This is a genomic window from Thiobacillus sp., from assembly GCF_024708915.1.
The window spans coordinates 1-26,043 of sequence record NZ_JANJXQ010000225.1 but is presented as its reverse complement, the minus strand read 5'-3'; the positions used below and the strand labels follow the sequence as shown (position 1 = coordinate 26,043).

Genomic DNA, 26,043 nt, shown 5'->3' with positions numbered 1-26,043 from the left:
CGCGCCGAGCACCTGCCGGAATCCGAGGCTCCGGCCGGGGCGCGCCTGCTCACGCTCAGTGGCGAGGAGTTCCAGCGCCGCATGCGGGCGGGGCTGAAAATCCCTGACTGGTACAGCTTTCCCGAAGTGCTGGTCGAGCTGCACCGGCAGAATCCGCCACGCGAGCGCCAGGGATTCACCGTATTCTTCACCGGCCTGTCCGGTGCGGGGAAATCCACTCTCGCGCGTGCACTGACCGCGCGGCTGATGGAAATGGGTGGACGTTCGGTGACCCTGCTGGACGGCGATATCGTGCGCCGCCATCTCTCGTCCGAGCTGGGTTTTTCAAAAGCGCACCGCGACATCAACGTGCGGCGCATCGGTTTTGTGGCGAGCGAAATCACCAAGAATCGCGGCATCGCCGTCTGCGCGCCGATCGCGCCGTATCGCCAGACGCGCCGCGACGTGCGCGCCATGATCGAAGCCGTCGGCGGCTTCGTCGAAATCCACGTCGCCACGCCGATCGAAACCTGCGAGTTGCGCGACCGCAAAGGTCTGTACGCGAAGGCGCGCGCGGGACTGATCCCGGAGTTCACCGGCGTCTCCGATCCTTACGAAGTGCCCGAAAAACCGGAGCTGGCGATCGATACCACGGGCCTGGGCATCGACGAGGCGGTGCAGCAAATCCTGCTCAAGCTGGAGCACGAGGGGTACTTGCGCTGAACTGCGCCAGAGCAGTGAAAGCGGCGGCCTTGGGCCGCCGTTTTCACTTGCCCATCCGGATCGGGGTGTCGCCGGAAATCAGCTCCGGTTGTAAAAGAATCCGACGCCCGATTTCAGGCATCCCTCAAGCCCTTTCTGCGATCCGGCCAGCATGCCTACCGCACTGGCGATAAGCCCGGCAAAATGCGGCGGCAAGGCGGCGTCGGGCGCGATGAATTCCATGGCAATCCAGACGACAAAGCCAAGCACGATCGACAGGGCCGCGCCGGTGTTGCCGGCGCGCTTCCAGTACAGTCCGGCGACCAGCGGGACGAAGGCGCAGGCCAGCGTGACCTTGTAGGCATTGGCGACCATCTGGTGGATGCTGGTTTCGCTTTGCAGCGACCACAGCGAATACACGACGACCAAGAGCGTAAAGGCGACCACGACGGCACGGGTGGTCCACAGCAGCTTTGTCTGGCTCAGGCGGTGATGCGGCATGAGCTCCTTGATGATGTTTTCCGAGATGGTGACGGAAGGCGCCAGCAGGGTGCCGGAAGCGGTCGACATGATGACCGACAGCAGGGCGCCGTAAAAAATGATCTGTGCGTAGAGCGGCAGGTGGGTTTTGACGAAGGTGGGCAGGACCATCTGGGCGTCGGCGGCCAGCAAGGCCGCGGTCATGGCGGGGTCGACCAGGGTGGCGGAGTAGGTGAGGTAGATCGGCACCGCAGCGAACAGGAAATACAGCGAGCCGCCGATGATGGTGCCCCACACCGCGATGCGCTCGGTTTTGCCGGCATTGGCGCGCTGGAACACGTCCTGCTGCGGGATCGAGCCCAGCCCCATGGTGAGAAAGCCGGCGACGAAGGTGACCACCGCCGCCCATTCCAGCGGCGGCCAGAATTCGAATTTTCCGGCTGCCGCGGCGTGCTCGATCACCGGCGCGATGCCGTTGACCTCGGGCATGTCGGCCACCAGCTTGGCGATCCACAGCAGCCCCGCGACGATGACCGTCATCTGCACCAGGGTGGTCAAGGCCACCGACCACATGCCGCCGAACAGGGTGTAAAGCAGCACCACGGCCGCGCCGATGAGGATGCCTTGCGGCTGGGTGACGAGGCCGTCCGACAGCACGTTGAACACCAGCCCCAGCGCCACCACCTGGGCCGATACCCAGCCCAGATAGGACAGCGCGATCGCCGCCGAAATCACCACCTCGACCGGGCGGTTGTAGCGCTGGCGGAAGAAGTCGCCCAGCGTGAGCAGCTTCATGCGGTACAGCGGGCGGGCGAAGAACAGGCCAAACAGGATCAGCGCGAGCGAGGCGCCGAACGGATCGGAAATCGTGCCGCCGAGATTTTCATCGAGGAAGGTGGCGGGGATGCCGAGTACGGTTTCGGCGCCGAACCAGGTGGCAAACACCATCGCCACCACCACGATCATCGGCAGCGCGCGCCCGGCGGTGATGTAGTCGCTCGCAGTGTGGACCTTGGTGGCGGCATACAGGCCGACGCCGATGGAGAAGATCAGGTAGAGGACGACGAAGCCAATCAACATGGAAGCACTCTTAGTGCAAGGCGGAATAGAGAATGACGGCCGCCGCCAGTGCGGCGAGCAGGCCGGCGATGACACCCAGCCAGCGGTTGCGGACATGCTGCTGGCGCAGCATCAGGGCGAGTCCGGCTTCCAGTTGGGTCAGTCGGTTTTCGTTCAATGCCTGGTGCGCCAGGCGCGGCAGTTGCGGCAGCAGGGCGGCCCATTTGGGCGCTTCGGTCTGCAGGTTCTTCACCAGCGCGCGCCAGCCGACCTGCTCGTTCATCCAGCGCTCAAGGAAGGGCTTGGCGGTTTTCCATAAATCCAGATCGGGGTCGAGCTGGCGGCCGAGGCCTTCGATGTTGAGCAGGGTCTTCTGCAGCAGCACCAGCTGCGGCTGGATCTCCACGTTGAAGCGGCGCGAGGCCTGGAACAGCTGCAGCAGCACGCGGCCGAAGGAAATCTCCTTCAGCGGGCGGTCGAACACCGGTTCGCACACCGCGCGCACCGCGGCTTCGAGTTCGTCGATGCGGGTGTCCGGCGGAACCCAGCCGGATTCCAGGTGCGCCAGCGCCACGCCCTTGTAGTCGCGGCGGAAGAAGGCGAGGAAGTTGCGTGCGAGATACTGCTTGTCGACTTCGGTGAGCGTGCCCATGATGCCGAAGTCGAGCGCGATGTACTGGTCAATCGGTTTGGGCCCAGCGTTCGCCCCCTCGCCCGCTTGCGGGAGATAACCAGCGACTTGCCCGCTTGCGGGCTTAGTCGATTGGTTAGTGGCTTCATCAGGGTTGCTTCCCGGGCGCACCAGGATATTGCCGGGATGCATGTCGGCGTGGAAAAAGCCGTCGCGGAACACCTGGGTGAAGAAGATTTCGACCCCGGCAGCGGCGAGCCTGGGGAGATTCACGCCGGATTCGCGCAGGCGCTCGATGCGGCTCACCGGGATGCCGTCCATGCGGTCCATCACCATGACGTCGCGGCCGCAGTAGTCCCAGTAGACTTCGGGCACCAGCAGCAGCGGCGAGTCCTTGAAATTGCGCCTGAGCTGCGAGCAGTTGGCGGCCTCGCGCATCAGATCCAGTTCGTCTTCCAGGTGCTTCTCGAATTCCGCCACCACTTCGCGCGGGCGCAGCCGTTTGCCGTCGGCGAACAGTTTCTCCACCAGACCGGCGGCGGCATACAGCAGCGACACGTCGTGCGCGATGACCGGCGCGATGCCGGGGCGCAGCACCTTGACGGCAACCGCCGTCCTGTCGTGCAGGCGGGCGAAATGCACCTGCGCCACCGAGGCCGAGGCGACCGGGGTGGCGTCGAATTCCGCAAACACCTCGGCCAGGGGTTTTTTGTATGCCGCTTCCAGCGTGGCGATGGCCTCGGCGGACGGAAACGGCGGCACCCGGTCCTGCAGCAGGGCGAGTTCGTCGGCAATGTCGAGCGGCACCAGGTCGCGCCGGGTCGAGAGCATCTGCCCGAACTTGACGAAGATCGGCCCCAGCGCTTCCAGCGCGCGGCGCAGACGCACGCCGCGCGGCTCCGCGAGCGGGCGCCAGAACAGGGTGGCGCGCACCAGCCAGCGCAGCGGGCGCACCCGCTCGTGGCCGAGGAAGAACTCCTCCAGCCCGTAGCGCAGGCCGACGGTGAGGATGCGGACGAGGCGCAGCAGCTTCATGCGGGTCGCGGCTGCGTGTCCGGCTCGGGGCGGCGGGCTTGCAGCAAACGCAGCCGCGCATCCAGTCGTGCCACATCGTCGGCGAGCGCATCCACGCCGTGATTGAAGCGTGCCACATCGACACCGCGTGCCATCAATTCGGCTTCCTCGACTGCATATTCGCTGGCGTTGCGGCCGAGCGCGGAAAACATCTGTCCGAGGCTGGCCAGTGCGCCGCGGCCGAGCGCATGCAGACGATGCGCAGCGACATCGCCTACGATCGGCGCGAGGTCGGCTTCGGCATCCCAGTCGAGTTGCCTGAATACCCGGTCGAGCGTGGCGAGAAGCGCAGGGTCGCCACTGTAGTCGGCGTGACGCAAGGCCTCGCGGCCGAAAAATGGCAGCCGCGCGACGAGCGTGGGGGTGGGACGCACGACGGCGTCGGGGGTATCGACCACCGCTTCGGAAAAGCAGCCGTCAGCGGCGATGAGGAAATCGAGCTGCGTGAGCGTGAGATCGAAGCGCACGCTTGCACCGGCATGGCGGACGAGCGCCTCGGCCGCGCCGGGCGACTGCCGCAGCAGATGGTTGAGGCTGCGCTCGACGAGGGCTTCAGCGATCAAACCTTGAAACCCTTGTGCAGCGCCACCACGCCAGCCGTCAGGTTGTGGTAGCTCACCTTGGCGAAGCCTGCGGCTTCCATCATGGCCTTGAGTTCCTCCTGGCCCGGATGCATGCGGATCGACTCGGCGAGGTACTGGTAGCTATCCGCGTCGTTGGCGACGAGCCTGCCCATCAGCGGCAGCAGCTTGAAGGAATACAGGTCGTAGGCCGGCTCCAGCGGTTTCCACACCTTGGAGAACTCCAGCACCAGCAGGCGGCCGCCGGGTTTCAGCACGCGGTGCATCTCGGCCAGCGCCTGATCCTTGTGCGTCATGTTGCGCAGGCCGAAGGCCACCGACACGCAATCGAAATGATCGTCCGGGAACGGCAGCCGTTCGCCGTCGCACTGCACGGCGGGCGGGGTCCTGCCCTCGTTCAGCATGCGGTCGCGGCCTTCGCGCAGCATCGAGAAGTTGATGTCGGTGAGCAGCACGGAGCCGGTGTCGCCGACTTCCTTCAGGAACAGCCGGGTGAGGTCGGCGGTGCCGCCCGCCACGTCGAGCACGCGCATTCCGGGCCGCAATCCCGCCTGCGCTACGGCAAACCGTTTCCACAAGCGGTGCAGACCGGCCGACATGAGGTCGTTCATGAGGTCGTACTGCGTGGCGACGGAATGGAAGACCTCGGCCACCTTGGCGGCTTTTTCGGATTCGGCGACCTGCTGGTAGCCGAAATGGGTGGTTTTATCCATGGCAGACGGGGCGAACAAATAAGCCCGGAATTCTACCAGCGCACGGGTTGGCAGGGGCTTGCGACGCCGCCGGATGTCATAAATCGGTCATACTGCCGTCATAGTATGGCCAACATTGCAACAAGCCCGGAGACCCCATGGCTGCCAATATTCTGCTGGTCGAAGACGAACCCGGGATTCAGGAACTGCTCAAATTCAACCTGGCGCAGGCAGGCCATCAGGTCACCGCCGCCGGCGATGCCGAGCATGCGCTGAAATTTCTCAAGAGCACGTTGCCCGACGTCATCCTGCTTGACTGGATGCTGCCCGGCATGTCGGGCATCGACCTGTGCAAGCGCCTGCGCAGCGATGAGCGCTACCAGCCGATTCCCATCATCATGCTGACCGCGCGCGGCGAGGAGCGCGACAAGGTGCTGGGGCTGGATACCGGCGCCGACGACTACATCACCAAGCCCTTCTCGCCGCGCGAGCTGGTGTCGCGCATCAAGGCCGTGCTGCGCCGCCGCGCGCCGCAGATGACCGACGAGCCGGTCGAGATCAATAGTCTCAAGCTCGACCCCTCCAGTCATCGGGTATCCGGCAGGGGCCAGGCGCTGGAACTGGGGCCGACCGAATTCCGTCTGCTGCATTTCTTCATGACCCATCCCGAACGCGTCTATTCGCGCGCCCAGCTGCTCGATCAGGTGTGGGGCGACGACGTGTTCGTGGAGGAGCGCACGGTGGATGTCCATATCCGCCGCCTGCGCCTGGCGCTGGAACCGTCCGGCCATGCCGAACTGATCCAGACCGTACGCGGCTCGGGTTATCGCTTTTCGGCCGAAGTGGGATAATCCGCCTACCGGGTTTCTGGGAAGGGTCAAGCATGGGTTTCTGGTGGCGTCCGCTCAGCGTGCTGGCCAGCGTATTGTTCGTGGCGCTGATTCTGTGGGCCGCTTCCGGCTGGGTGGCTGCGCTGGGGTTTCTCGCCGGCATCCAGGCCTTCGTGATGCTGCGCCGCCTGTGGCAGGAATTTCGCCTGGCGCGCTGGCTGGAAAATCCCGACGAAGTGGAACCGCCCGACGCCACCGGCACCTGGGGCGACATCTTCTACCGCCTGCAAAAACTCCAGAAACGCCAGAAAGCCAGCCGCGGCCAGCTCACCACCGCGCTCGAACAGTTCGAGCACGCTGCGATGGCAGTGCCCGACGGCATGGTCATTCTCAATGGCAACGAACAGATCGACTGGTGCAATCCCGCCTCGCGCACATACATGGGACTGGATTGTGAGCGCGACCGTGGCCAGTTCATCCGCTATCTGCTGCGGCAGGCGCATTTTCTGGAGTTTCTCGACGCGGCCGATTTTTCACGGCGCCTAGTGTGCAAATCGCCGATCAATCGCGAGATTACGCTGTCGCTGCAACTGGTGCCATTCGACGAAGGCAAGAAACTGCTGGTCGCGCGCGACATCACCGACCTCGAACGCGTCGACGCCATGCGCCGCGACTTCATCGCCAACGTATCGCATGAATTGCGCACCCCGCTGACGGTGGTCGGCGGCTTCGTCGAAACCATGGCCGATGCCCCCGACCTGCCGGCCGCCGAGTATCGCCGCTATTTCGATCTGATGCTCGACCACACCCGGCGCATGCAGCATCTGCTGGATGACCTGCTGACGCTGTCGCAGCTGGAAAGCGCCGACCACAAGCTGAAGGACGAACCCATCAATGTTTCCGAACTGGCGGGCTTGCTGAAGGCCGAGGCGGAGTCGCTGAGTCGTGGGCAGCATCGAATCAGGCTGCAGCTCGACAGCACGGCCTGGCTGAAAGGCAGCCTGCAGGAAATCCGCAGCGCGCTCAGCAACCTGGTCTCGAATGCCGTGCGCTATACACCGGGCGGCGGCGAAATCACCCTGAGCTGGCTTGAGCGCGACGGCGAAGGCGTGTTTGCCGTCACCGATACCGGTGAAGGCATCGCCGCCGAACACATCCCGCGCCTGACCGAGCGCTTCTACCGCGTCGATCGCAGCCGCTCACGCGAAACCGGGGGCACCGGTCTCGGCCTCGCCATTGTCAAGCATGTGCTCACCCGCCACGGCGCGCGGCTGGAAATACAGTCCATTCCCGGCAAGGGCAGCACCTTCTCGGCCACCTTTCCCCTCCAGCACATGCAGCATGCGCCGGAGGGTGGAACCGTCATTCCGTTTCCCGAGCGCGGCCAAGCCGCCGGCTAAGCGCAGCGGTCAGCTGCGCGTCGAGGCCAGCAGGCGCGGCGTGCGGCGTATCTCGCTTCCGCCCGCCCCACACCGGATCGGGGAAATGCGGGTCATCCGCATAGCGCGGAATCACGTGCCAGTGCAGATGCGGCACCACGTTGCCGAGCGAGGCGAGGTTGACCTTGTCCGGCGCCATCACCTCGCGCAATGCGGACTCCGTGGTCAGCACCGCCTGCAGCAGGCGTTGCTGCTCCGCCGGTGGCAGGTCGCTCATCTCCTTCACATGGGCATTGAGAATCACCCGCAGGAAGCCAGGGTAGTCTGGCTCGTCGGCGAGGATGATGCGGCAGAAGTCGTCCTGCCACAGCAGCTGTCCACCGGATTCGTCGCACAAGAGGCAGCTCAAAGCAGCACGCGTTCGATCCCGCCGTTGCCCACTTGCGCGAGGTAGCTTGCCATCCAGTTCTCGCCGAGTAGCTGCTTCGCCAGTTCGATCACGATGTAGTCCGGCTCGGTGCCGGTGTCGTCGCTGTAGCGCGCCAGCCCCTGCAGGCACGACGGGCAGCTGGTGAGGAGCTTGACCGGCTGCTTGCCCGCGCCGAGCGCGGCGACGCCGGCGCGGATTTCCTCTTCCTTGCGGAAGCGGATCTGGGTGGAAATGTCCGGCCGGCTGACGGCGAGCGTGCCGGATTCGCCGCAGCAGCGGTCGGACAGAGTGACCCCGCCGCCGAGCAGCGCGTTGGCGACCTTCATCGGCGCGTGGGTTTTCATCGGGGTGTGGCAGGGGTCGTGAAAAAGGTATTTCTCGCCGCTGACGTTGTCGAGCTTGACGCCTTTTTCCATCAGGTATTCATGGATGTCGAGCAGGCGGCAGCCGGGGAAGATTTTTTCGAATTCGTATTTCAGCAGCTGGTCCATGCAGGTGCCGCAGGACACGATCACGGTCTTGATGTCGAGGTAGTTCAGCGTGTTGGCGACGCGATGGAACAGCACGCGGTTGGCCACGGTGATCGCTTCACCCTTGTCGGCCTGGCCACCTGCGGTCTGCGGGTAGCCGCAACAGAGATAGCCGGGCGGCAACACGGTCTGCGCGCCGAGTTCGAACAGCATCGCCTGGGTGGCCAGCCCGACCTGCGAGAACAGCCGCTCGGAGCCGCAGCCGGGGAAGTAGAACACCGCGTCGCTGTCTTCGTTGAGCTTGGCCGGGTTGCGCAGGATCGGCACGATCGAGGGGTCTTCCAGTCCCAGCAGCGCGCGCGAGGTCTTTTTCGGCAGTCCGCCCGGCATCGGCTTGTTGACCAGATGGATCACCTGCGCGACCGGCTTCGGCCTGCCCAGCGTGGCAGGCGGGTTTTTTGTCTGCGCCTGAATCAGGCCCATGCGCTTGAACAGCTGGTGCCCCAACCGCTGGCTGGCGTAGCCCCATTCGATCAGCGGTTTACGCAGCGCCTTGATGGTGGCCGGGTCGGTCGCGTTCAGAAATGCCATCGACGCCCAGGTGCCGGGATTGAATTTCTTCTTGCCCTGCTTCCTCAACAGGTTGCGCATGGCGACCGAGACGTCGCCGAAGTCGATGTCGACCGGGCACGGGTTCTTGCACTTGTGGCAGATGGTGCAGTGGTCGGCGACGTCGCTGAACTCGTCGAAGTGCTTCAGCGACACGCCACGCCGGGTCTGCTCCTCGTATAAAAATGCCTCGATCAGCAGCGAGGTGGCGAGGATCTTGTTGCGCGGCGAGTACAGCAGGTTGGCGCGCGGGATGTGGGTGTTGCATACCGGCTTGCACTTGCCGCAGCGCAGGCAGTCCTTGATCGAGTCGGCGATGGCGCCGGTTTCCGAGGCTTCGAGAATGATCGACTCGGCTTCCAGCAGGCCGAACGACGGTGTGTAGGCGTTGCGCAGATCGGCGCCCGGCAGCAGCTTGCCCTTGTTGAAGCGGTGCGCCGGGTCGACCTTGTTCTTGTAGTCGGCAAAGGTCGCGATCGTCGCGGCGTCGAGGAATTCCAGCTTGGTCAGGCCGATGCCGTGTTCGCCCGAAATCACCCCGCCGAGGTCAGTGGCAAGCGCCATGATGCGCGCCACCGCCGCGTTGGCAGCCTGCAGCATGGCGTAGTCGTCGGAGTTGACCGGGATGTTGGTATGCACGTTGCCGTCGCCGGCGTGCATGTGCAGCGCCACAAAGACGCGGCTTTTCAACACCTCTTTGTGGATGCGGTCGCAGACTTCGAGCAGGCGGGTGTATTCGCGGCCGATGAACAGTTGGTGTAGTTCGCGCCTGACCTCGCGCTTCCACGACACGCGGACGTGCTTGTCGCGCAGCGCGGTGAACACCGTTCCGTGCGCGTGCGGCGCATCGAGGTCGCCGGCATAGTCCTGCCAGCGGGCTTTCACGGTTTCGATCAGGGCCAGCGCGCGCTGGCGCTTTTCTTCCACCTGCGCGGGATCGGCGACGGTATCGTCGTCTTCCAGCAGCGGCAGTGGCGCGGCGAAAAATTCGGCCAGCGCGTCGAGCAGCTTGAGCTTGTTGGCGATCGACAGTTCGATGTTGATGCGCTCGATGCCGTCGGTGTAATCGCCCAGCCGCGGCAGCGGGATCACCACGTCCTCGTTGATCTTGAAGGCGTTGGTGTGCGCCGCGATTGCAGCGGTGCGGGCGCGGTCGAGCCAGAAGATCTTGCGGGTTTCGGGTGCTACCGCGATGAAGCCTTCGCCGCCGCGCGCGTTGGCGATGCGCACGATGTGCGAGGCGGCTTCGCCGACCGCGACTTCGTCGTCCGAGACGACGTCGATCAGCAGCACCATGTTCGGGCGCGCGGCCCGCGGCGCCTTGGTGGCGTAGCCGACCGCCTTGACGTAGCGCGCGTCGAGATGCTCCAGCCCGGCGAGCAGGATGGCGGGGTGCGCGTCGCAATATTCCTTCACCTCGACGATCGCCGGGGTGGCTTCGGCGGCATTGCCGAAAAACTCCAGGCATACGGTGCGGGTGTGCGCCGGCAGCCGGTGCAGGATGAAGCGCGCCGAGGTGATCAGGCCGTCGCAGCCCTCTTTCTGGATGCCGGGCAGGCCGGCCAGGAACTTGTCGGTGACGTCCTTGCCGAGGCCGGTTTTGCGAAAGCGGCTGCCGGGGATGGTGAGGATATCCGGCGAGCCTTTCGGCGTCTTGCCGTCGGCGGCGAAACGGCGGATTTCGAACGTGGCCGAAGACACATCGTGGATCTTGCCGAGGTTGTGGTTGAGCCGGCTGACCTCGATCCAGTCGGCGTCCGGCGTGACCATGCGCCACGACACCAGGTTGTCCAGTGCGGTGCCCCACAGCACGGCCTTCTTGCCGCCCGCGTTCATCGACACGTTGCCGCCGATGGTCGAGGCGTCGGCGGAGGTCGGGTCGACCGCGAACACCAGGCCGGCGGCGTCGGCCGCTTCCATCACCCGCTTGGTCACCACGCCGGCGCCGCAATGAATGGTGGGAACTTCGAATTCCATGCCGGGCAGGTGCCGCATTTCCACCGCGCTCATCGCTTCGAGCTTTTCGGTGTTGATGACGGCAGCCTGTTCGGTGAGCGGGATGGCGCCGCCGGTGTAGCCGGTGCCGCCGCCGCGCGGGATGATGGTCAACCCCAGCTCGATCAGCCCGGCGACCAGCGCGGCCATCTCGGCTTCGCTGTCCGGGGTCAGCACCACGAAAGGATATTCCACCCGCCAGTCGGTGGCGTCGGTGACATGCGAGACGCGCGCCAGGCCGTCGAATGCGATGTTGTCGCGCCGGGTGACGCCTGCCAGACGCCGCAGGATGCGCGCCCGCAGGCTGGCGGTGTCGTCGAACCAGGCCTCGAATTCGCGCACTGCGCGCCCGGCCGCTGCCAGCAGCTGGCCGACCAGTTCGTTGCCCTGGCGCCGCACTTCGATCTCGTGCAGGCGATGCCGCAGCGCTTCGACCAGCATCTGCCGCCGCTTCGGGTTGTCGAGCAGGTCGTCTTCCAGATAGGGATTGCGCCGCACCACCCAGATATCGCCCAGTACCTCGAACAGCATACGCGCCGAGCGTCCGGTCTTGCGTTCGCCGCGCAGCGTGTTGAGTACATCCCACGCATCGGCGCCGAGCAGGCGGATGACGATTTCGCGGTCGGAAAACGAGGTGTAGTTGTAGGGGATTTCGCGGAGGCGGGAATTCATGGCGGGGCGGTACTGCAAAAGCTGTATTTTACGGGATATTGCCGGAATGTCGGCAGCGCTTGCCGGCGCGGTTGTGCTCGCCGGTCGCACGGCCAGGGAGGGCGCGCCGCATGAGGGTGAACGGCGCCTGCACTGCGAAAGCCCTGCGGCTGACGGGGCTGGTCGTGCCGGCTGGCGGACGGACTATTTGAACAGCCGCTTGCCTTGCGTGACGCCTGCCAGCACCAGTGCGCCCGCGGCGATGCCGGCCAGTCCGTTCAGCAGCAATGGGGTGAGCGTGCCCAGCATGCCGCCGATTCCGGGCAGTGCCGCCACGGCGTGGGCGGCCGCTTCGACGAGACGATGTGCGGCGGGCAGGCCGTGCACCAGGATGCCGCCGCCGACGAGGAACATGGCGGCGGTGCCGATTACCGACAGCCCCTTCATCATGAGCGGCGCTGCGGCGAGGATGCCGCGCCCGAGTGCGCGCGCAGGGCGGGCGGGCTGCCGGCTGAGCCAGAGCCCGGCGTCGTCGAGCTTGACGATGCCGGCGACCAGACCGTACACCCCGACGGTCATCGCGATGGCGATGCCGGCAAGCACCGCGACCTGCATGCCGAACGACGCGGCGGCAACGCTACCCAGGGTGATGACGATGATTTCGGCCGACAGGATGAAATCGGTGCGTACCGCGCCCTTGATCTTGTCGCGTTCGAGCGCGGCCGGATCGGCGTCGGGGGTGGCCGGCGCTTGCGCAGGCCCGGCATGGCGCGCATCGTCTTCTGCGCGGTGGAAAAATGTATGCGCCAGCTTTTCGAAGCCTTCGTAGCACAGGAAGGCGCCACCCAGCATCAGCAGCGGCATGATTGCCCACGGCGCCAGCGCGCTGATGGCGAGCGCGGCGGGGACGAGGATCAGCTTGTTGCGGAACGAGCCTTTGGCCACCGCCCACACCACCGGCAGTTCACGCTCGGCTTTCACTCCTGCAACCTGCTGGGCGTTCAGCGCCAGGTCGTCGCCGAGCACGCCCGAGGTTTTCTTGGCAGCGACCTTGGTCATCGCCGACACGTCGTCGAGGATGCCGGCGATGTCGTCGATCAGGGCGAGCAGGCTGGTTCCGGCCATGGCAGGGGGCGGCTCAGTCGCCCAGTTGAATTTTTCCGGCTTTTTCGGCTGCCGCAAAATCCAGCATGCGCTGGATCGACACCGCCGCTTTGGCGCGGATACTTTCCTCGATGTGGATTTCGTTGCCGCCATTCTCCAGCACGGCGGCGAGTTTTCTCAGACCGTTCATCGCCATCCACGGGCAGTGCGCGCAGGAGACACAGGTGGCACCTTCACCCGCGGTCGGCGCTTCCAGCAGCAGCTTGCCGGGGGCAGCGGCGTGCATTTTGTGGAAGATGCCGTTGTCGGTGGCGACGATGAATTCGGGGTTGGGCAGGGTGCGCACCGCCTCGATCAGCTGGGTGGTCGAGCCGACCACGTCGGCCAGCGCGATCACCGGCTCCGGCGATTCGGGGTGCACCAGCACCGCGGCAGCCGGGTGCTCGGCATGCAGCTGCTGCAGCGCCTCGGCCTTGAACGCCTCGTGCACCACGCATGAGCCCTGCCACAGCAGCATGTCGGCGCCGGTCACCCGTTGCACGTATTCGCCCAGATGGCGGTCCGGCGCCCACAAGAGCTTGTGGCCCTGCTGGTGCAGGTACTTGACGATCTTGGCGGCGATGCCGGACGTGACGACCCAGTCGGCGCGCGCCTTCACTGCTGCGCTGGTGTTGGCGTAGACCACCGAGAGCCGGTCCGGGTGGGCGTCGCAAAAGGCGGCGAACTCGTCCGCCGGGCAGGCCAGGTCGAGCGAGCACTCGGCCTGCAGGTCGGGCATGATGACGCGTTTTTCCGGGTTCAGGATCTTGGCGGTTTCGCCCATGAACTTGACCCCGGCGACGATCAGCGTCTTCGCCGGGTGGGCATGGCCGAAGCGCGCCATCTCCAGCGAATCCGACACGCAGCCGCCGGTTTCCTCGGCCAGGTCCTGCAGGTCGCCCGAAGTGTAATAGTGCGCGACCAGCACCGCGTCCCGCTGTTTCATCAGCGTCTTGATGCGTGCCTTGAGCGCCTCGCGTTCATCGGGGGCGAGCACCTCCTCCACCATGGGCGGCGGCTGGATCACGGGTTTGACCGGGACGGGAAAGGCAAGGCTCATCGTGACGACTCAAGATTCGGATAGGCAAGGTTTTCAAGTATAGCGCTGCGTGGCGGACGTTTTCACATGGCGGCGCCCGGGTTTTTTCTGGCGCGCCGCGGGGACTTTTGGCTTATCCTTGCGCCCCTATGCAACAGTTGCTTCTCGACATCCGCCCTCCTGCGCAGCCCGAACTCGCCCGCTTCGTGGCGGGGCGCAACGTCGAACTGATGGCGCAGCTGCAGGCCATGCTCGACGGCAGCGCGGCCGAGCGCATGGTGTATGTGTGGGGCGCGCCGGGCAGCGGCAAGAGCTATTTGCTGGCGGCCTGGGCGCATGCCTGTCAGGCGCGCGGCCTGAGCGTGGATGTCACCGGGAGCAATGCCGCGCAGGCGGTGATCGCGGATCGGGTCGACGCGTGGGACGCCGCGCAGCAGCGCGCCGGCTTCGCCGCCTTCAACCGGGTGCGCGAAGCGGGCGGGTTGTGGCTGGCGGCGGGAAAGCTGGCGCCGGCCGAACTGCCGGTGATGCCGGAATTGCAGACCCGGCTGGGCTGGGGCCTGGTGTTCCAGTTGCACGGCCTGGACGACGCCGAAAAACGCGCCGCGCTGGCACAGCACGCCGAAACCCTGGGATTCCGGCTGGAGCCCCAGGTGGCGGACTACTTGTTGAATCATACCGCGCGCGACATGCAGAGCCTGCTGCGGGTGCTGGAGGCGCTCGACCGCTTCAGCCTCGAAATGCGCCGTCCGATCACGCTGCCGCTGCTGCGGCAGTTGTTGTCCGGCGCCGGCAGGCGCTGATCAGGCCTGGCCCTGCTGGGCTTGCTGCTCGGCGATGTCCTTGTGGACCTGCGCCATGTCCAGCCCCATTACTTGCTCGATCAGCGAATCCAGCGCGTTGGCGGGCAGCGAGCCGGCTTCGGAATAAAGGATGACCTGTTCGCGGAATACCATCAGCGTGGGGATGGAGCGGATCTGGAAATAGCCGGCCAGATCCTGCTCGACTTCGGTATTGACCTTGGCAAAGACGATGTCGGCGTGGTTTTCGGATGCAGCCTCGAAAATCGGCGCAAACCCGCGGCAGGGACCGCACCACGGCGCCCAGAAGTCGACAATGACAACGTCGTTGCTCTGGATGGTGGATTCGAAGTTGTCCTTGGTGAGTTCGATGACGGCCATGCTGATTCCTGCGAAGTGGTGGAAATGGTGAAATAAAAAGGCGCGAGGACGAATCCACCGCGCCTGAATGCCACCCTATCACGGATGGCGGGCCCCCGACAATGCGGAGGCGACTTATCGGGCAGACCGGACGGGTTGTCCGCTACCCAGGTCCAGCCGAAACCGGCTGGCCTTGAAATCTATTTGGCGAAAGCCTGGGCGAACAGGCCGCGCTTTTGTCCGGCCGGCTGAACGCCACGCCCCATGTTCTGGCTGTGCTTGAGATTGCTGCGCACCTCGGCACGGTTCACCACCATGATGAGTGCGGTTGCCAGCACTCGTGCCTGGTGCGGGGTCAGGTTGAGTTCACAGCCCTGCGACTGAAGCGTCACCACCACGCGGTCGCGGCCGCTGCTATCTTCCTGCAGGGCGATGTCCAGTGCGCTGCCGGATTCCAGTTCGATCATTGCGCTATCTCCTTGTGTCGCATACACAAGGAATCGAGCAGGGTTCATGCCAGTCTCCCGTAAGGCGCGGAGTGCGCGGAAACCCGCATTAAAGCAGGCGGGCTTGACGGCTTGATGAAAAGACCCAGGCACCGCACTGACGAAGCTTCGTCGGTGCGGTGGGCGTGTTCGTCACTTCCCGGGACTGCTGGCGAGCGGCGGAATGGTGCGGGCAGCGGCTGTGCGGTCGCGTGTCAGCAGGGTGTAGGCAACCGGAATGACGAACAGCGTCAGCAGGGTGCCGAGCAGCAGGCCGCCGACGATGACCCAGCCGATGGGCGAGCGCGATTCCGCTCCGGCGCCCGCTGCGAGTGCCAGCGGTACGGCGCCTAGCACCATCGCCGAGGTGGTCATCAGGATCGGCCGCAGACGCAGGCTGGCGGCCTCGATCACCGCCTCGACCTTGGACTTTCCTCTTTCACGCAGCTGGTTGGCGAATTCGACGATCAGGATGCCGTGTTTGGTGATCAGGCCGACCAGCATCACCAGCCCGATCTGGCTGTAGACGTTGAGCGTGGCGCCGGTGAGCTTCAGTGCCAGCAGCGCGCCGGTGGCGGCGAGCGGCACGGTGAGCATGATGATGAAGGGTGAAACGAAGCTCTCGAACTGCGCCGCCAGCACCAGGTAAATGATGATCAGTGCCAGCGCGAAGGTGATGGCGAGTGTCTGTCCGGATTCGCCGAATTCGCGTGACTGGCCGTCGAGCGCGGTGCGTGCGGATTTCGGCAACGTTGCCTTGGCGGCCTGGTCCATGAAGGCGAGCGCCTCGCCCAGCGTGTAGCCGGGCGCGATGTTGGCCGAGACGATGGCGGCGCGCTGGCGGTCGAAGTGGTTGAGCTCTTTCGGCGCGACGGTTTCGGAAACGGCGACCAGGTTGGACAGCGGTGTCAGGCTGCCGCTCTGGCCGCGCACGTACAGCGCGGTCAGGTCCTGCGGGGTGGCGCGCGCGGCGGGGTCGAGCTGCACCACCACGTTGTACTGCTCGCCTGCCTGCTTGAAGCGGGTGACTTCGCGCCCGCCGAGCAGGGTTTCCAGGGTGCGCCCGATGGTGTCGATGCCGACCCCCATCTGCGCCGCCTTGTCGCGGTTGATGTCGACCTTCAGCTGCGGCTTGTTGAGCTTGAGGTCGGTGTCGGCGTTGACCAGTCCCGGGTATTCGCGCACTTTCGCCATCAGGGCTTCCACGGCCTTGTCCAGCTCGGTGTAGCTCGGCGCCTGCACCACGAACTGCAGCGGCGGGTTGCGGAAGCTCTGGCCGAGCGAGGGCGGGTTGATCGGGAAGGCGAGCACGCCCGGCATGCCCATGAACATCTGCGGGCCGAGGCTTTCGGTGATCGCCATCTGGCTGCGGCTGCGTTCCTCCCACGGCGTCAGCGTCACGAACGACAGCGCGTTGTTGACCGGGTTGGGGCGTTCCAGCCCCGGTGCCACCACGACGAACGCCGTGCTCACTTCAGGCACGCTCTGGTAGATGCCTTCGAGCTGGCGCGCATACTGGTCGGTGTATTGCAGGGTGGCGCCTTCCGGCGCCAGCATGAAGCCGATGAAAAAGCCGCGATCCTCGGTCGGCGCCAGTTCGGATTTGAGCGATTTCAGGAGGCCGAACGCGGCCGCCGCCACCAGCACAAATACCAGCACAACGATCAACGGATGCTTGATCACGCGCGTCAGGCCGCGGGTGTAGGCGTTGTTCAGCCCGTTCAGCACGCGCTCGCCGAAATTGAACCAGGCGTTATGGCTGGTTTGGTGGTGCAGGATCTTGCTCGCCAGCATCGGTGTCAGCGTCAAGGCGACGAAGCCGGACACCAGCACCGCCGCCGCCACCGTCATCGCGAATTCGGTGAACAGCTTGCCGGTATTGCCCTCGGCAAACGCCAGCGGCGCGAACACCGCGACCAGCGTGAGCGTCATCGCCATCACCGCGAAACCGATTTCCCTGGAACCCTTGACCGCCGCCTCGAACGGCGGCACGCCTGCCTCGATGTGGCGGTAGATGTTTTCCAGCATGACGATGGCATCGTCCACCACCAGGCCGATCGCCAGCACCAGTCCGAGCAGGGTCAGCACGTTGATGGTGAAGCCCATGGCGTAGAGGAAGATGAAGGCGCCGATCAGCGACACCGGGATGGTGACGAAGGGAATCAGGGTGGCGCGCCAGTTGCGCAGGAACAGGAAGATCACCCCCACGACCAGCACCATGGCTTCGAGCATGGTGGTGTACACGGCGTCGATCGATTTTTCGATAAAAATCGAGCTGTCGAAGCCGACCCTGAGCTGCATGCCGGCCGGCAGGGCGGCTTGCAGGCGCGGCAACTCGGCCTTCACTGCGCGCGCGACTGCCAGCGTGTTGGCGGTCGACTGCTTGACGATGCCGAGGCCCACCGCAGCGCGGCCGTTGACGCGCACGATGTTGCGCTCGTCCTCGGCGCCGATCTCGGCGCGGCCGACGTCGGCCAGCCGCACCAGGATGCCGCCGCTGTCGCGGATGATGACCTGTTCGAACTGCGCCGGGGTGCGCAGGTCGGTTTCGGCCAGCACGGAAAACTCGCGCGTCTGGCTTTCGATGCGGCCGGAAGGCAGTTCGGTGTTCTGGCTGCGCAGCGCCGCCTCCACGTCCTGCACCGTTACCCCCAGCGCCGCCATGCGGCTGGGGTCGAGCCATATCCGCATGGCATAGCGGCGCTCGCCGCCGATGATGACCGAGGCGACGCCGGGCAGGGTCTTCAGCTGGTCGGCCACCACGCGGTCGGCGTAGTCGGTGATTTCCAGCGGCGACTGGCGGTCGCTGGAAAAGGCCAGCCAGATGATGGCCTGGGCGTCGGCTTCGATCTTGGCGACCACCGGGTCTTCGGCTTCGTTCGGCAGCTGGCCGCGCACCCGTGCGACGCGGTCGCGGGTGTCGTTGGCGGCGGCTTCGGGGTCGCGCGACTGGATGAATTCGACCGTGATCTGGCTGACTTCCTCGCGGCTCACCGATTTGATGGTGCGGATGCCCTCGATGCCGGACAGCGAATCCTCCAGCACCTTGGTGATCTGGCTCTCCATCACCTCGGCGGAGGCGCCGGGATAGACCGTGCGCACCGATACCACCGGCGCGTCGATATTGGGGTATTCGCGCACCGGCAGGCGGTCGAAGGCGATCAGGCCGACCAGGATGATGAGCAGGCTCATCACGGTGGCCAGCACCGGGCGGCGGATGGAAATATCGGAGAGGATCATGGATCGGTCTTCGCGGTTTGCCTGAATCGAGCGCGGTCAGCCCGGATCAGCGGGGCTTGCCGGCCGGCATTTTCTTCATCATCTGCGCCGCCTGCTCCAGCGTGACCACCGGCACGCCGGGGCGCAGCTTGATCTGGCCGTCGAGGATGACGGTGTCGCCGGCGGCAACGCCGGATACGATTTCGACCCGTCCCGGTTCGCGCTTGCCCAGCGTGACTTTGCGCAGGTCTGCCTTGCCGTCGACCGCCAGGAAAACGTACGAGCCATCCGGGCGCGGCACGATCGCCTGCTCGGGCAGCAGGATCGCGCTGGTCTTGCCGCCCAGATCGGCGGTGGCGCGAGCGAACATGCCGGGTTTGAGCACGCCGGCGGGATTGGCGATGCGCGCCCGCACCCGCACGTTGCGGCTGACCGGGTCGACCACCGGGTCGATGGCGTGCACCTTGCCGCTGAACGTCTGGCCGGGCAGGGCGTCGATGGTCAGGGTGACCGGCAGGCCGATACGCACCAACGGCAGATAGATTTCGGGCACCGGCACCTCCAGCTTCAGGTTGCCGAGCGCATCCAGCCGCACGATGTCGTCGCCCTTGCTGACATAGGCGCCGGGGCTGACCTGGCGCAATCCGGCCAGGGCGGCAAACGGCGCGCGGATCACCGTCTTGTCGAGGGCCACCTGCTCCTGGCGCAGGCGCGCCCGCAGGATATCGAGGTTGGCACGCGCTTCGTCGAGCGCCTGTCTGGAGATGAAATTCTGCGCAACCAGTTCCTCGCTGCGCCGGTAGCGGCTTTCCGCCAGCTTGAGATCGGCCTGGGCGGCGGCGAGACGGGCGCGCGGCTCGGCGGAATCGAGTACCACCAGCACCGCGCCTTTCTTCACCGGCTGGCCTTCCCTGAACAGCAGTTTGTCGATGCGGCCGTCGATTTCCGGGCGCAGCACCACGCTGTCCTCGGCAATCAGTGCGCCCACTGCGTTGACCGTGCTGGACACCGGGGTGGCGCTTGCTTTCATCATGTTGACCGGGATGAAGGGCGGGCCGCCTGTCTGGGCGAAAGCAAGCAACGGGGCGAACAGCAGGACGAGCAAGGCGCGCATGGCAGATTCCGCAAGAAGAACAAAGACGTACGACAGGTGCGCACCTTATCAGGTCCACGATGAAACAAAAACTGCCTGAGGAGGTCAATTCATGCAGGTGTATCGAGGGAAATGAGCGCATACACTGAGCATTTCAGGGAGCCACTTTTTTCACAGGATTCCGCCATGCTGATACGCCAGCCGAACGATATCGCCCCGTCCGAAATCACCCCGCCTGAAATCTACCGGGAACGCCGCCGCTTCATGCAGGGCATGGGTGCGCTGGCGGCCGGCGCCGTCCTGGGAATCCCGCCCGCGGCCGAGGCCGGCGTCAAACTGGCCGGTGTGCGCGCCAGCGCCTACCGCCTCGACGAAGACAAGACGCCCTACAAGGACATCACCACCTACAACAATTTCTACGAATTCGGCACCGGCAAAGGCGATCCGTCGGAAAACGCCGGCAGCCTGAAAACGCGCCCCTGGACGGTGGCGGTCGAGGGCGAGGTGGCCAATCCCAAAACGTACGACATCGATGCGCTGCTGAAACTTGCCCCGCTGGAAGAACGCGTCTACCGGATGCGCTGCGTCGAAGGCTGGTCGATGGTGATTCCGTGGGTGGGGTTCCCGCTGAAGGAACTCATCCGGCGCGCGGCGCCCACCGGCAACGCCAGATATGTCGAGTTCGTGACGCTGAACGACCCCGAACAGATGCCGGGATTGCGCCGGCGCATCCTGAGCTGGCCCTATGTCGAAGGCCTGCGGCTGGATGAAGCGATGCATCCGCTGGCGATCCTGGCGGTCGGCCTCTACGGCGAGGTGCTGCCCAATCAGAACGGTGCGCCGATCCGGCTGGTGGTGCCGTGGAAATACGGCTTCAAGAGCGCCAAGTCCATCGTCAAGATCCGCTTCGTCGAAAAGCCGCCATTGACCACCTGGATGGCGGCCGCGCCGCGCGAGTATGGCTTCTATTCCAACGTCAATCCCGACGTCGACCATCCACGCTGGAGCCAGGCCAAGGAGCGCCGCATCGGCGAACTGTCCAAGCGCGATACGCTGATGTTCAATGGCTACGCCGCACAGGTTGCCCAACTGTATCGAGGCATGGACCTGCAAAAATTCTTCTGATGCCCGCCGCCTTGCGCACCCTTAAGGTCGGGGTTTTCCTGATTTGCCTGTTGCCGTTGGCGCGGCTGGTGTATCTGGGGGTCGCCGGCGGTCTGGGGGCGAACCCGATCGAGTTCGTTACCCATTCCACCGGCACTTGGGCATTGACCGGGCTGATGGTGACGTTGTCCATCACTCCGCTGCGGCACTTGACCGGTCAGCCCGATCTCGTCCGCTACCGGCGCATGCTGGGGCTGTTTGCCTTCTTTTACGCCTGCCTGCATTTCGTCACGTATGTCTGGCTGGATCAATTCTTCGATCTGGCGGCTATCGCCAAGGACATCGTCAAACGCCCCTTCGTTACCGTCGGCTTCGCGGCCTTCATTCTCCTTATTCCGCTCGCCGCGACCTCGAACCATGCCATGATGCGCCGCCTGGGCCGCCGCTGGCAGCGGCTGCATCGCCTGATTTACCTGATTGCCCTGCTGGGTGTGGTCCACTACCTGTGGCTGGTGAAAAAAGACCTGACCGAGCCGCTGATCTATGGAGGGATACTCGCCCTGCTGCTGGCTCTGCGCCTGCGGTGGGGAACGGTATTGCTGCAGGCTGCACGCAAGCGCTTCGTGCAGGCAGGATCTTCCGGTATGCAGAGCCGGCTGTAGCCGGCCGAGGGGGCCATGAAACGGCGAGCGAGTCCCCGCTCACGATAATAAAAACGGGGGACTAGCCCCCGTTTCAGATTGGGCAATGCCCGACCTGTTAGAGCCCGAAGGGCTTGATGACCGGTACCGCCGGTGCGGGCGCAGCAGGTGCCGGAGCCGGCGCGGGTTTGGCGGCGACCACCTTTTTCGCAACAGGCTTCCTGGCTGCCGGAGCGGCTTTTTTGGCTACCGGTTTTGCCGCCGGCTTCTTGACTACCGGTTTTGCCGCTACTTTTTTGACTGCGGGCTTGGCGGCGACTTTTCTGGCTACGGGCTTGGCTGCCGGTTTTTTGGCGGCGACGGCCTTTTTAGCCGGGGCGGCTTTTTTGGCTACCGGTTTTGCCGCGGCTTTTTTGACTGCGGGCTTGGCGGCGGCTTTTCTGGCTACGGGCTTGGCTGCCGGTTTTTTGGCGGCGACGGCCTTTTTAGCCGGGGCGGCTTTTTTGGCTGCCGGTTTTGCCACAGCCTTTTTGGCTACGGGCTTGGCGGCGGCTTTTTTGGCTACCGGTTTTGCTGCCGGTTTTTTGGCGGCAGGGGCCGCCTTCTTGGCCACCGGTTTGGCGGCGGGTTTTTTCACTGTTGCCATCTGTCACTCCTTAGAAGTTGAACACATTCACTTATCACTACAGCTTGAAGCCACGTGCAGTCAGAGTTTGCACTTCCAAAGCGTGGTACCGACAGGCGACCGACTTGCCCGAAACCCGCTAAACACGGGCGATACCGAGGCTCCGCTTGGTGAGCCTCATTCTAGTTACTTTTCTTTCGGGTTCAATGGATAGTCAAGAGCTTGCGAGCATAATTCGATGAAAAATGTCGCAGTCAAGCAAAATGTATCGGTTCGATACTAAAATCAAGGGAAGGGAACGCTTGGCTTGGCCTGCTTAAGGTCAATAAACAAGCCGTTCTCCAGCCATCAGACTGCCCAGTGTTTCACGCTCACGGATGAGGTGGATTTCGTTTTTGTCTATCAGTACTTCGGCTGCCCGCGGGCGTGAATTGTAGTTTGATGCCATGCTCATGCCGTAGGCGCCCGCCGAAAGCAGGGCAAGAAGATCGCCTTCCTCGATTGCGAGATCACGCGCAAAGCCAATGAAATCGCCGGTCTCGCAGATCGGGCCGACGATGTCGTAACGCTTTGCCAGGGTTGAGCGTTCGTTGACGGCGACGATTTCGTGATACGCCTCGTACAGTGCCGGGCGCATCAGGTCGTTCATTGCCGCGTCGACGATGGCGAAATGCTTGTCTTCACCGGGCTTCAGGTACTCGATGCGGGCAAGCAGCAGGCCTGCGTTGCCGACCAGCGAACGCCCCGGTTCCAGCAGCAGCTTCTCGCGGCGGGCGGAAAATTTTTGAGCCAGCACGCGGCCGTAGGCAGTCAGGTCGGGCGGCATCTCGTCGCGGTAGCGAATGCCGACGCCGCCGCCGAGGTCGATGTGATGCAGCACGATGCCCTCGGCAGCCAGGCTGTCGACCAGCGCCAGCACACGATCCGCGGCATCGGCCAGCGGTGACAGGTCGATCAGCTGCGAACCGATGTGGCAGTCGATGCCGGTGATGTTCAGGTTCGGCAGGCCGGCAGCCAGGCGGTACAGCGCCGGCGCATCGGCGATCGGCACGCCGAACTTGTTTTCCTTGAGCCCGGTGGAGATATAGGGATGGGTCTTCGGATCGACGTCGGGATTGACGCGGAACGACACCGGCGCGATCTTGCCCAGCTCGCCCGCCACGCGGTTGAGCCGCTGCAGTTCGCTGGCCGATTCGACGTTGAAACAGAGGATGCCGGCATCGAGCGCGGCGCGCATCTCGCCGGCCGTCTTGCCGACGCCCGAGAACACCACCTTGCCGGGATCGCCGCCGGCTGCCAGCACGCGGGCGAGCTCGCCGCCGGAGACGATGTCGAAGCCTGCGCCGAGGCGGGCGAACAGGTTGAGGATGGCCAGGTTGGAGTTCGCCTTGACCGCATAGCAGATCAGGTGCGGGGTGGCGGCAAACGCGTCGCTGTAGGCCCGGTAGGCGGCTTCGAGCGCCTGCCGGGAATAGACATAAAGCGGTGTGCCGAAACGCTCGGCAAGGGTGTCCAGCGCCACGCCTTCAAGATAAAGGCGGCCGTCGATGCGATGCAAAGTGTTCAATTGGAAGTCCGTTGCGGTGCGGGGGAATTTTCGGGAAGATACAGGCCACCCTTGGAGCCACAGGCGGTCAGCCCCAGCCCGCACAGCAACAGGGACACTATATATAAGGTGCGCAGTTTCATGCGCGAAATGTTAGCACGGGACATCATGACTGAAATTGAATTCAACCAGGCCGCCAGCACCACCCTGGCCCGCATCGAACAGGTGCTGGAAGACGCCGATCTGGATTTCGAGACGCCGGCCGACGGCATCATCGAGGTCGAGTTCGACGACGGCAGCAAGATCATCATCAACCGTCATGGCGTGGCGCGCGAAATATGGGTGGCCGCGCGCTCGGGCGGCTTTCACTTCAAGCCGCAGGGTGCGGGCTGGGTCGACACCAAGAGCGGCGAGCCGCTCCATGACAAGCTGGCCGCGCTGATCGCGGCACAGGGCGGCGTCATGGTCCGCTTCTGATCCAGGCTGAAATTTGAAAAGCCAGGCGCTCACCCTGTTCGATCTGGTCGAGCGCCTGTCGTTGCTGACCCGCGCCGACTTGCGGCAGGCGGGCGCGGCGCAGGGCCTGCAGCCGGTGCACCTGCAGGTGCTGTTCTATCTCAACCAGGCCAACCGCTTCAGCAACACCCCGCAGGCGCTGACCGAATACCTCGGGCTGACCAAGGGTACGGTGTCGCAGACCGTGCTGGTGCTGGCGCGCCGCCGCCTGATCTCGCGTTACGCCGATCCGCGCGACGGCCGGGTGGTGCGGCTGATCCTGGCCGAAGGCGGCACCACGCTCCTGAAGACGCTCTCCGCCGGCGGCGCCTGGCGCGACATTGTGCAGACCGCCAGCCCGGCGCGGGTGAGTTCGGCGATGGTGGTGCTGCGCCAGGTGCTGGCGCAGGTGCAGGCGCAAAGCGGCAAGCGCAGCTTCGGCGTGTGCACCACCTGCCGCCACAATCAGCGGCTGGGGCCGCGCAGCTATTTCTGCGGGCTGCTGCAGGAAAAACTCTCCAGTCCCGAGGTGCGGCGGATCTGCCGCGAGCATGCGCCGCCGGTGGCGCCGGGGACGGCTTAAATGCGCTGCCGCGCGCGCGCAATCGCCGTGCGCACCTGGGCCGGCGCGGTGCCGCCGAGATGGTTGCGGGCGGCAAGCGAGCCCTCCAGCGTCAGCACAGCGTAAACGTCGTCCGCGATGATCGGGCTGAAGGCCTGCAATTCGGCGAGCGGCAGGTCGGCCAGATCGCGGCCCGATGCTTCCGCCGTCCGCACCGCGCGCGCCACCACTTCGTGCGCGTCGCGGAAGGGCACGCCTTTCTTCACCAGATAGTCGGCCAGATCGGTGGCGGTGGCGAAGCCCTGCATCACCGCGGCACGCATCGCCTCCGGCTTGACCGTCACCCCGCGCAGCATGTCGGCGTAGATCGCCAGCGTGTCGGTCAGCGTGTCGACGCTGTCGAACAGCGGCTCCTTGTCCTCCTGGTTGTCTTTGTTGTAGGCCAGCGGCTGGCCCTTCATCAGGGTGAGCAGGGCGACCAGATGGCCGTTGACGCGGCCGGTCTTGCCGCGCACCAGCTCGGGCACGTCGGGGTTCTTCTTCTGCGGCATGATCGACGAGCCGGTGCAGAAGCGGTCGGCCAGATCGATGAAGCCGAAGCGCGGGCTCATCCACAGGATCAGCTCTTCCGACAGGCGCGACAGGTGGGTCATTACCAAGGCGGCGGCAGCGGCGAATTCGATGGCGAAATCGCGGTCGGAGACGGCGTCGAGCGAGTTCTCGCACACCGCCTCGAAGCCGAGCTGGTCGGCGACGAACTGGCGGTCGATTGGATAGCTGGTGCCGGCCAGCGCGGCGGCGCCCAGCGGCAGCCGGTTGACGCGGCGGCGGCAGTCGGCCATGCGCTCGGCGTCGCGCGCCAGCATCTCGAAATAGGCCAGCAGGTGGTGGCCGAAGGTGACCGGCTGCGCCACCTGCAGGTGGGTGAAGCCGGGCATCACGGTGTCGGCGTGCGCCTCGGCGAGGTCGACCAGCGAGGTCTGGCAGGCCTTGAGACCGGATACGATGCGGTCGATGGCGTCGCGCAGGTAGAGGCGGATATCGGTCGCCACCTGGTCGTTGCGGCTGCGTCCGGTATGCAGCCGCTTGCCGGCGTCGCCGATTTTCGCGGTCAGCGCGGCCTCGATGTTGAGGTGGACGTCTTCCCTGTCGAGCGACCAGTTGAATCCGCCGGCACGGATCTCGGCCAGCAGGTCGGCCATGCCGCGCTGGATCGCTTCGAGGTCGTCCTTGGACAGGACGCCGACGTGGTGCAACATGGCGGCGTGCGCCAGCGAACCCTGAATATCGAACTCGGCCAGCCGATAATCGAAGGGAATCGACGCGGTGTAGCGTTTGACGATTTCGGAAACCGGCTCGGAAAAGCGGC

The 26,043-nt window shown here is 65.0% G+C and carries 24 protein-coding genes; 8 read left to right on the top strand and 16 right to left on the bottom strand.

Translation table 11 applies throughout. The features are described from left to right. Positions 1–702 (top strand): adenylyl-sulfate kinase (gene cysC, locus Q0L94_RS15055; protein ID WP_296754767.1); only part of this gene is annotated, 702 nt, incomplete at its 5' end. Positions 703–780: 78 nt separating this feature from the next. Here cysC and Q0L94_RS15050 read toward each other — a convergent pair. From Q0L94_RS15050 to ubiE, 4 genes are read right to left on the bottom strand one after another with little or no spacing between them, the layout of a single operon-like run. Then, positions 781–2,241, bottom strand: a complete 1,461-nt coding sequence (locus tag Q0L94_RS15050; RefSeq protein WP_296754765.1) for a sodium:solute symporter family protein — start codon at positions 2,239–2,241, stop codon at positions 781–783. A gap of 10 nt (positions 2,242–2,251) precedes the next feature. Beyond that, positions 2,252–3,886 (bottom strand): 2-polyprenylphenol 6-hydroxylase, encoded by a 1,635-nt coding sequence (gene ubiB / locus Q0L94_RS15045; RefSeq protein ID WP_296754762.1) that lies wholly within the window; start codon positions 3,884–3,886, stop codon positions 2,252–2,254. Beyond that, a complete protein-coding gene (locus tag Q0L94_RS15040; RefSeq protein WP_296754759.1) occupies positions 3,883–4,488 on the bottom strand; it encodes a hypothetical protein in 606 nt (201 codons plus the stop codon). The genes ubiB and Q0L94_RS15040 overlap by 4 nt, the downstream gene beginning before the upstream one ends. Then, positions 4,485–5,219, bottom strand: a complete 735-nt coding sequence (gene ubiE / locus Q0L94_RS15035) for a bifunctional demethylmenaquinone methyltransferase/2-methoxy-6-polyprenyl-1,4-benzoquinol methylase UbiE (protein ID WP_296754758.1) — start codon at positions 5,217–5,219, stop codon at positions 4,485–4,487. The genes Q0L94_RS15040 and ubiE overlap by 4 nt, the downstream gene beginning before the upstream one ends. A 137-nt stretch (positions 5,220–5,356) precedes the next feature. Between ubiE and phoB the strand changes: the two genes are divergently transcribed. Continuing rightward, positions 5,357–6,049: a phosphate regulon transcriptional regulator PhoB gene (gene phoB, locus Q0L94_RS15030; protein ID WP_296754756.1), complete on the top strand. Its 693-nt coding sequence runs from the start codon at positions 5,357–5,359 to the stop codon at positions 6,047–6,049. Positions 6,050–6,081: 32 nt separating this feature from the next. Continuing rightward, on the top strand, positions 6,082–7,428 hold the full coding sequence (gene phoR, locus Q0L94_RS15025; RefSeq protein WP_296754753.1) for a phosphate regulon sensor histidine kinase PhoR: 1,347 nt from the start codon (positions 6,082–6,084) through the stop codon (positions 7,426–7,428). Here phoR and Q0L94_RS15020 read toward each other — a convergent pair. From Q0L94_RS15020 to nadA, 4 genes are all read right to left on the bottom strand, one after another. After that, positions 7,391–7,804, bottom strand: a complete 414-nt coding sequence (locus Q0L94_RS15020) for an HIT family protein (RefSeq protein WP_296754751.1) — start codon at positions 7,802–7,804, stop codon at positions 7,391–7,393. The genes phoR and Q0L94_RS15020 overlap by 38 nt on opposite strands. A gap of 8 nt (positions 7,805–7,812) precedes the next feature. After that, positions 7,813–11,583, bottom strand: coding sequence for a DUF3683 domain-containing protein (locus Q0L94_RS15015; protein ID WP_296754748.1), 3,771 nt, complete (start codon positions 11,581–11,583; stop codon positions 7,813–7,815). Positions 11,584–11,766: 183 nt separating this feature from the next. Next, a complete protein-coding gene (locus tag Q0L94_RS15010; RefSeq protein ID WP_296754746.1) occupies positions 11,767–12,687 on the bottom strand; it encodes a DUF808 domain-containing protein in 921 nt (306 codons plus the stop codon). A gap of 13 nt (positions 12,688–12,700) precedes the next feature. Further along, entirely contained in the window at positions 12,701–13,765 is a 1,065-nt protein-coding gene (gene nadA, locus Q0L94_RS15005) for a quinolinate synthase NadA (RefSeq protein WP_296754744.1), read from the bottom strand. Positions 13,766–13,893: 128 nt separating this feature from the next. Here nadA and hda point away from each other — a divergent pair, with 128 nt between their 5' ends. Next, on the top strand, positions 13,894–14,547 hold the full coding sequence (gene hda / locus Q0L94_RS15000) for a DnaA regulatory inactivator Hda (RefSeq protein WP_296754743.1): 654 nt from the start codon (positions 13,894–13,896) through the stop codon (positions 14,545–14,547). Here the strand turns inward: hda and trxA are convergent, their stop codons facing one another. From trxA to Q0L94_RS14980, 4 genes are all read right to left on the bottom strand, one after another. Further along, positions 14,548–14,925, bottom strand: coding sequence for a thioredoxin (gene trxA / locus Q0L94_RS14995; RefSeq protein WP_296754741.1), 378 nt, complete (start codon positions 14,923–14,925; stop codon positions 14,548–14,550). Positions 14,926–15,104: 179 nt separating this feature from the next. Beyond that, entirely contained in the window at positions 15,105–15,419 is a 315-nt protein-coding gene (locus Q0L94_RS14990) for a hypothetical protein (protein ID WP_296754739.1), read from the bottom strand. 123 nt (positions 15,420–15,542) lie between these two features. Continuing rightward, positions 15,543–18,629 carry an efflux RND transporter permease subunit gene (locus Q0L94_RS14985; protein WP_296754736.1) on the bottom strand — a complete coding sequence of 1,029 codons (3,087 nt, stop codon included), beginning with the start codon at positions 18,627–18,629 and terminating at the stop codon, positions 15,543–15,545. A 46-nt stretch (positions 18,630–18,675) separates the two neighbouring features. Next, positions 18,676–19,722: an efflux RND transporter periplasmic adaptor subunit gene (locus tag Q0L94_RS14980; protein WP_296754734.1), complete on the bottom strand. Its 1,047-nt coding sequence runs from the start codon at positions 19,720–19,722 to the stop codon at positions 18,676–18,678. 165 nt (positions 19,723–19,887) lie between these two features. Here Q0L94_RS14980 and msrP point away from each other — a divergent pair, with 165 nt between their 5' ends. Then, positions 19,888–20,826, top strand: a complete 939-nt coding sequence (msrP, locus tag Q0L94_RS14975) for a protein-methionine-sulfoxide reductase catalytic subunit MsrP (RefSeq protein ID WP_296754731.1) — start codon at positions 19,888–19,890, stop codon at positions 20,824–20,826. Beyond that, positions 20,826–21,467, top strand: a complete 642-nt coding sequence (locus Q0L94_RS14970) for a protein-methionine-sulfoxide reductase heme-binding subunit MsrQ (protein WP_296754728.1) — start codon at positions 20,826–20,828, stop codon at positions 21,465–21,467. The genes msrP and Q0L94_RS14970 overlap by 1 nt, the downstream gene beginning before the upstream one ends. 97 nt (positions 21,468–21,564) lie before the next feature. On the opposite strand, the gene Q0L94_RS14965 is transcribed toward Q0L94_RS14970, so the two are convergent. From Q0L94_RS14965 to Q0L94_RS17950, 3 genes are all read right to left on the bottom strand, one after another. After that, on the bottom strand, positions 21,565–22,092 hold the full coding sequence (locus Q0L94_RS14965) for a hypothetical protein (RefSeq protein WP_296754726.1): 528 nt from the start codon (positions 22,090–22,092) through the stop codon (positions 21,565–21,567). A 301-nt stretch (positions 22,093–22,393) separates the two neighbouring features. After that, positions 22,394–23,638 carry a diaminopimelate decarboxylase gene (gene lysA, locus Q0L94_RS14960; RefSeq protein ID WP_296754724.1) on the bottom strand — a complete coding sequence of 415 codons (1,245 nt, stop codon included), beginning with the start codon at positions 23,636–23,638 and terminating at the stop codon, positions 22,394–22,396. After that, positions 23,635–23,760, bottom strand: coding sequence for a lipoprotein (locus Q0L94_RS17950; RefSeq protein WP_366799482.1), 126 nt, complete (start codon positions 23,758–23,760; stop codon positions 23,635–23,637). The genes lysA and Q0L94_RS17950 overlap by 4 nt, the downstream gene beginning before the upstream one ends. 25 nt (positions 23,761–23,785) lie before the next feature. On the opposite strand from Q0L94_RS17950, the gene cyaY reads away from it, so the two are divergent. Further along, positions 23,786–24,094 carry an iron donor protein CyaY gene (gene cyaY / locus Q0L94_RS14955; RefSeq protein ID WP_296754721.1) on the top strand — a complete coding sequence of 103 codons (309 nt, stop codon included), beginning with the start codon at positions 23,786–23,788 and terminating at the stop codon, positions 24,092–24,094. 13 nt (positions 24,095–24,107) lie between these two features. Further along, the gene (locus Q0L94_RS14950) at positions 24,108–24,695 is read left to right on the top strand and encodes a MarR family winged helix-turn-helix transcriptional regulator (protein WP_296754719.1); all 588 of its coding nucleotides are present in this window, start codon (positions 24,108–24,110) and stop codon (positions 24,693–24,695) included. On the opposite strand, the gene argH is transcribed toward Q0L94_RS14950, so the two are convergent. After that, positions 24,692–26,043: argininosuccinate lyase (gene argH, locus Q0L94_RS14945; protein WP_296754717.1), on the bottom strand; the 1,352-nt coding region annotated here is incomplete at its 5' end. The two genes, Q0L94_RS14950 and argH, sit on opposite strands and share 4 nt — an antisense overlap.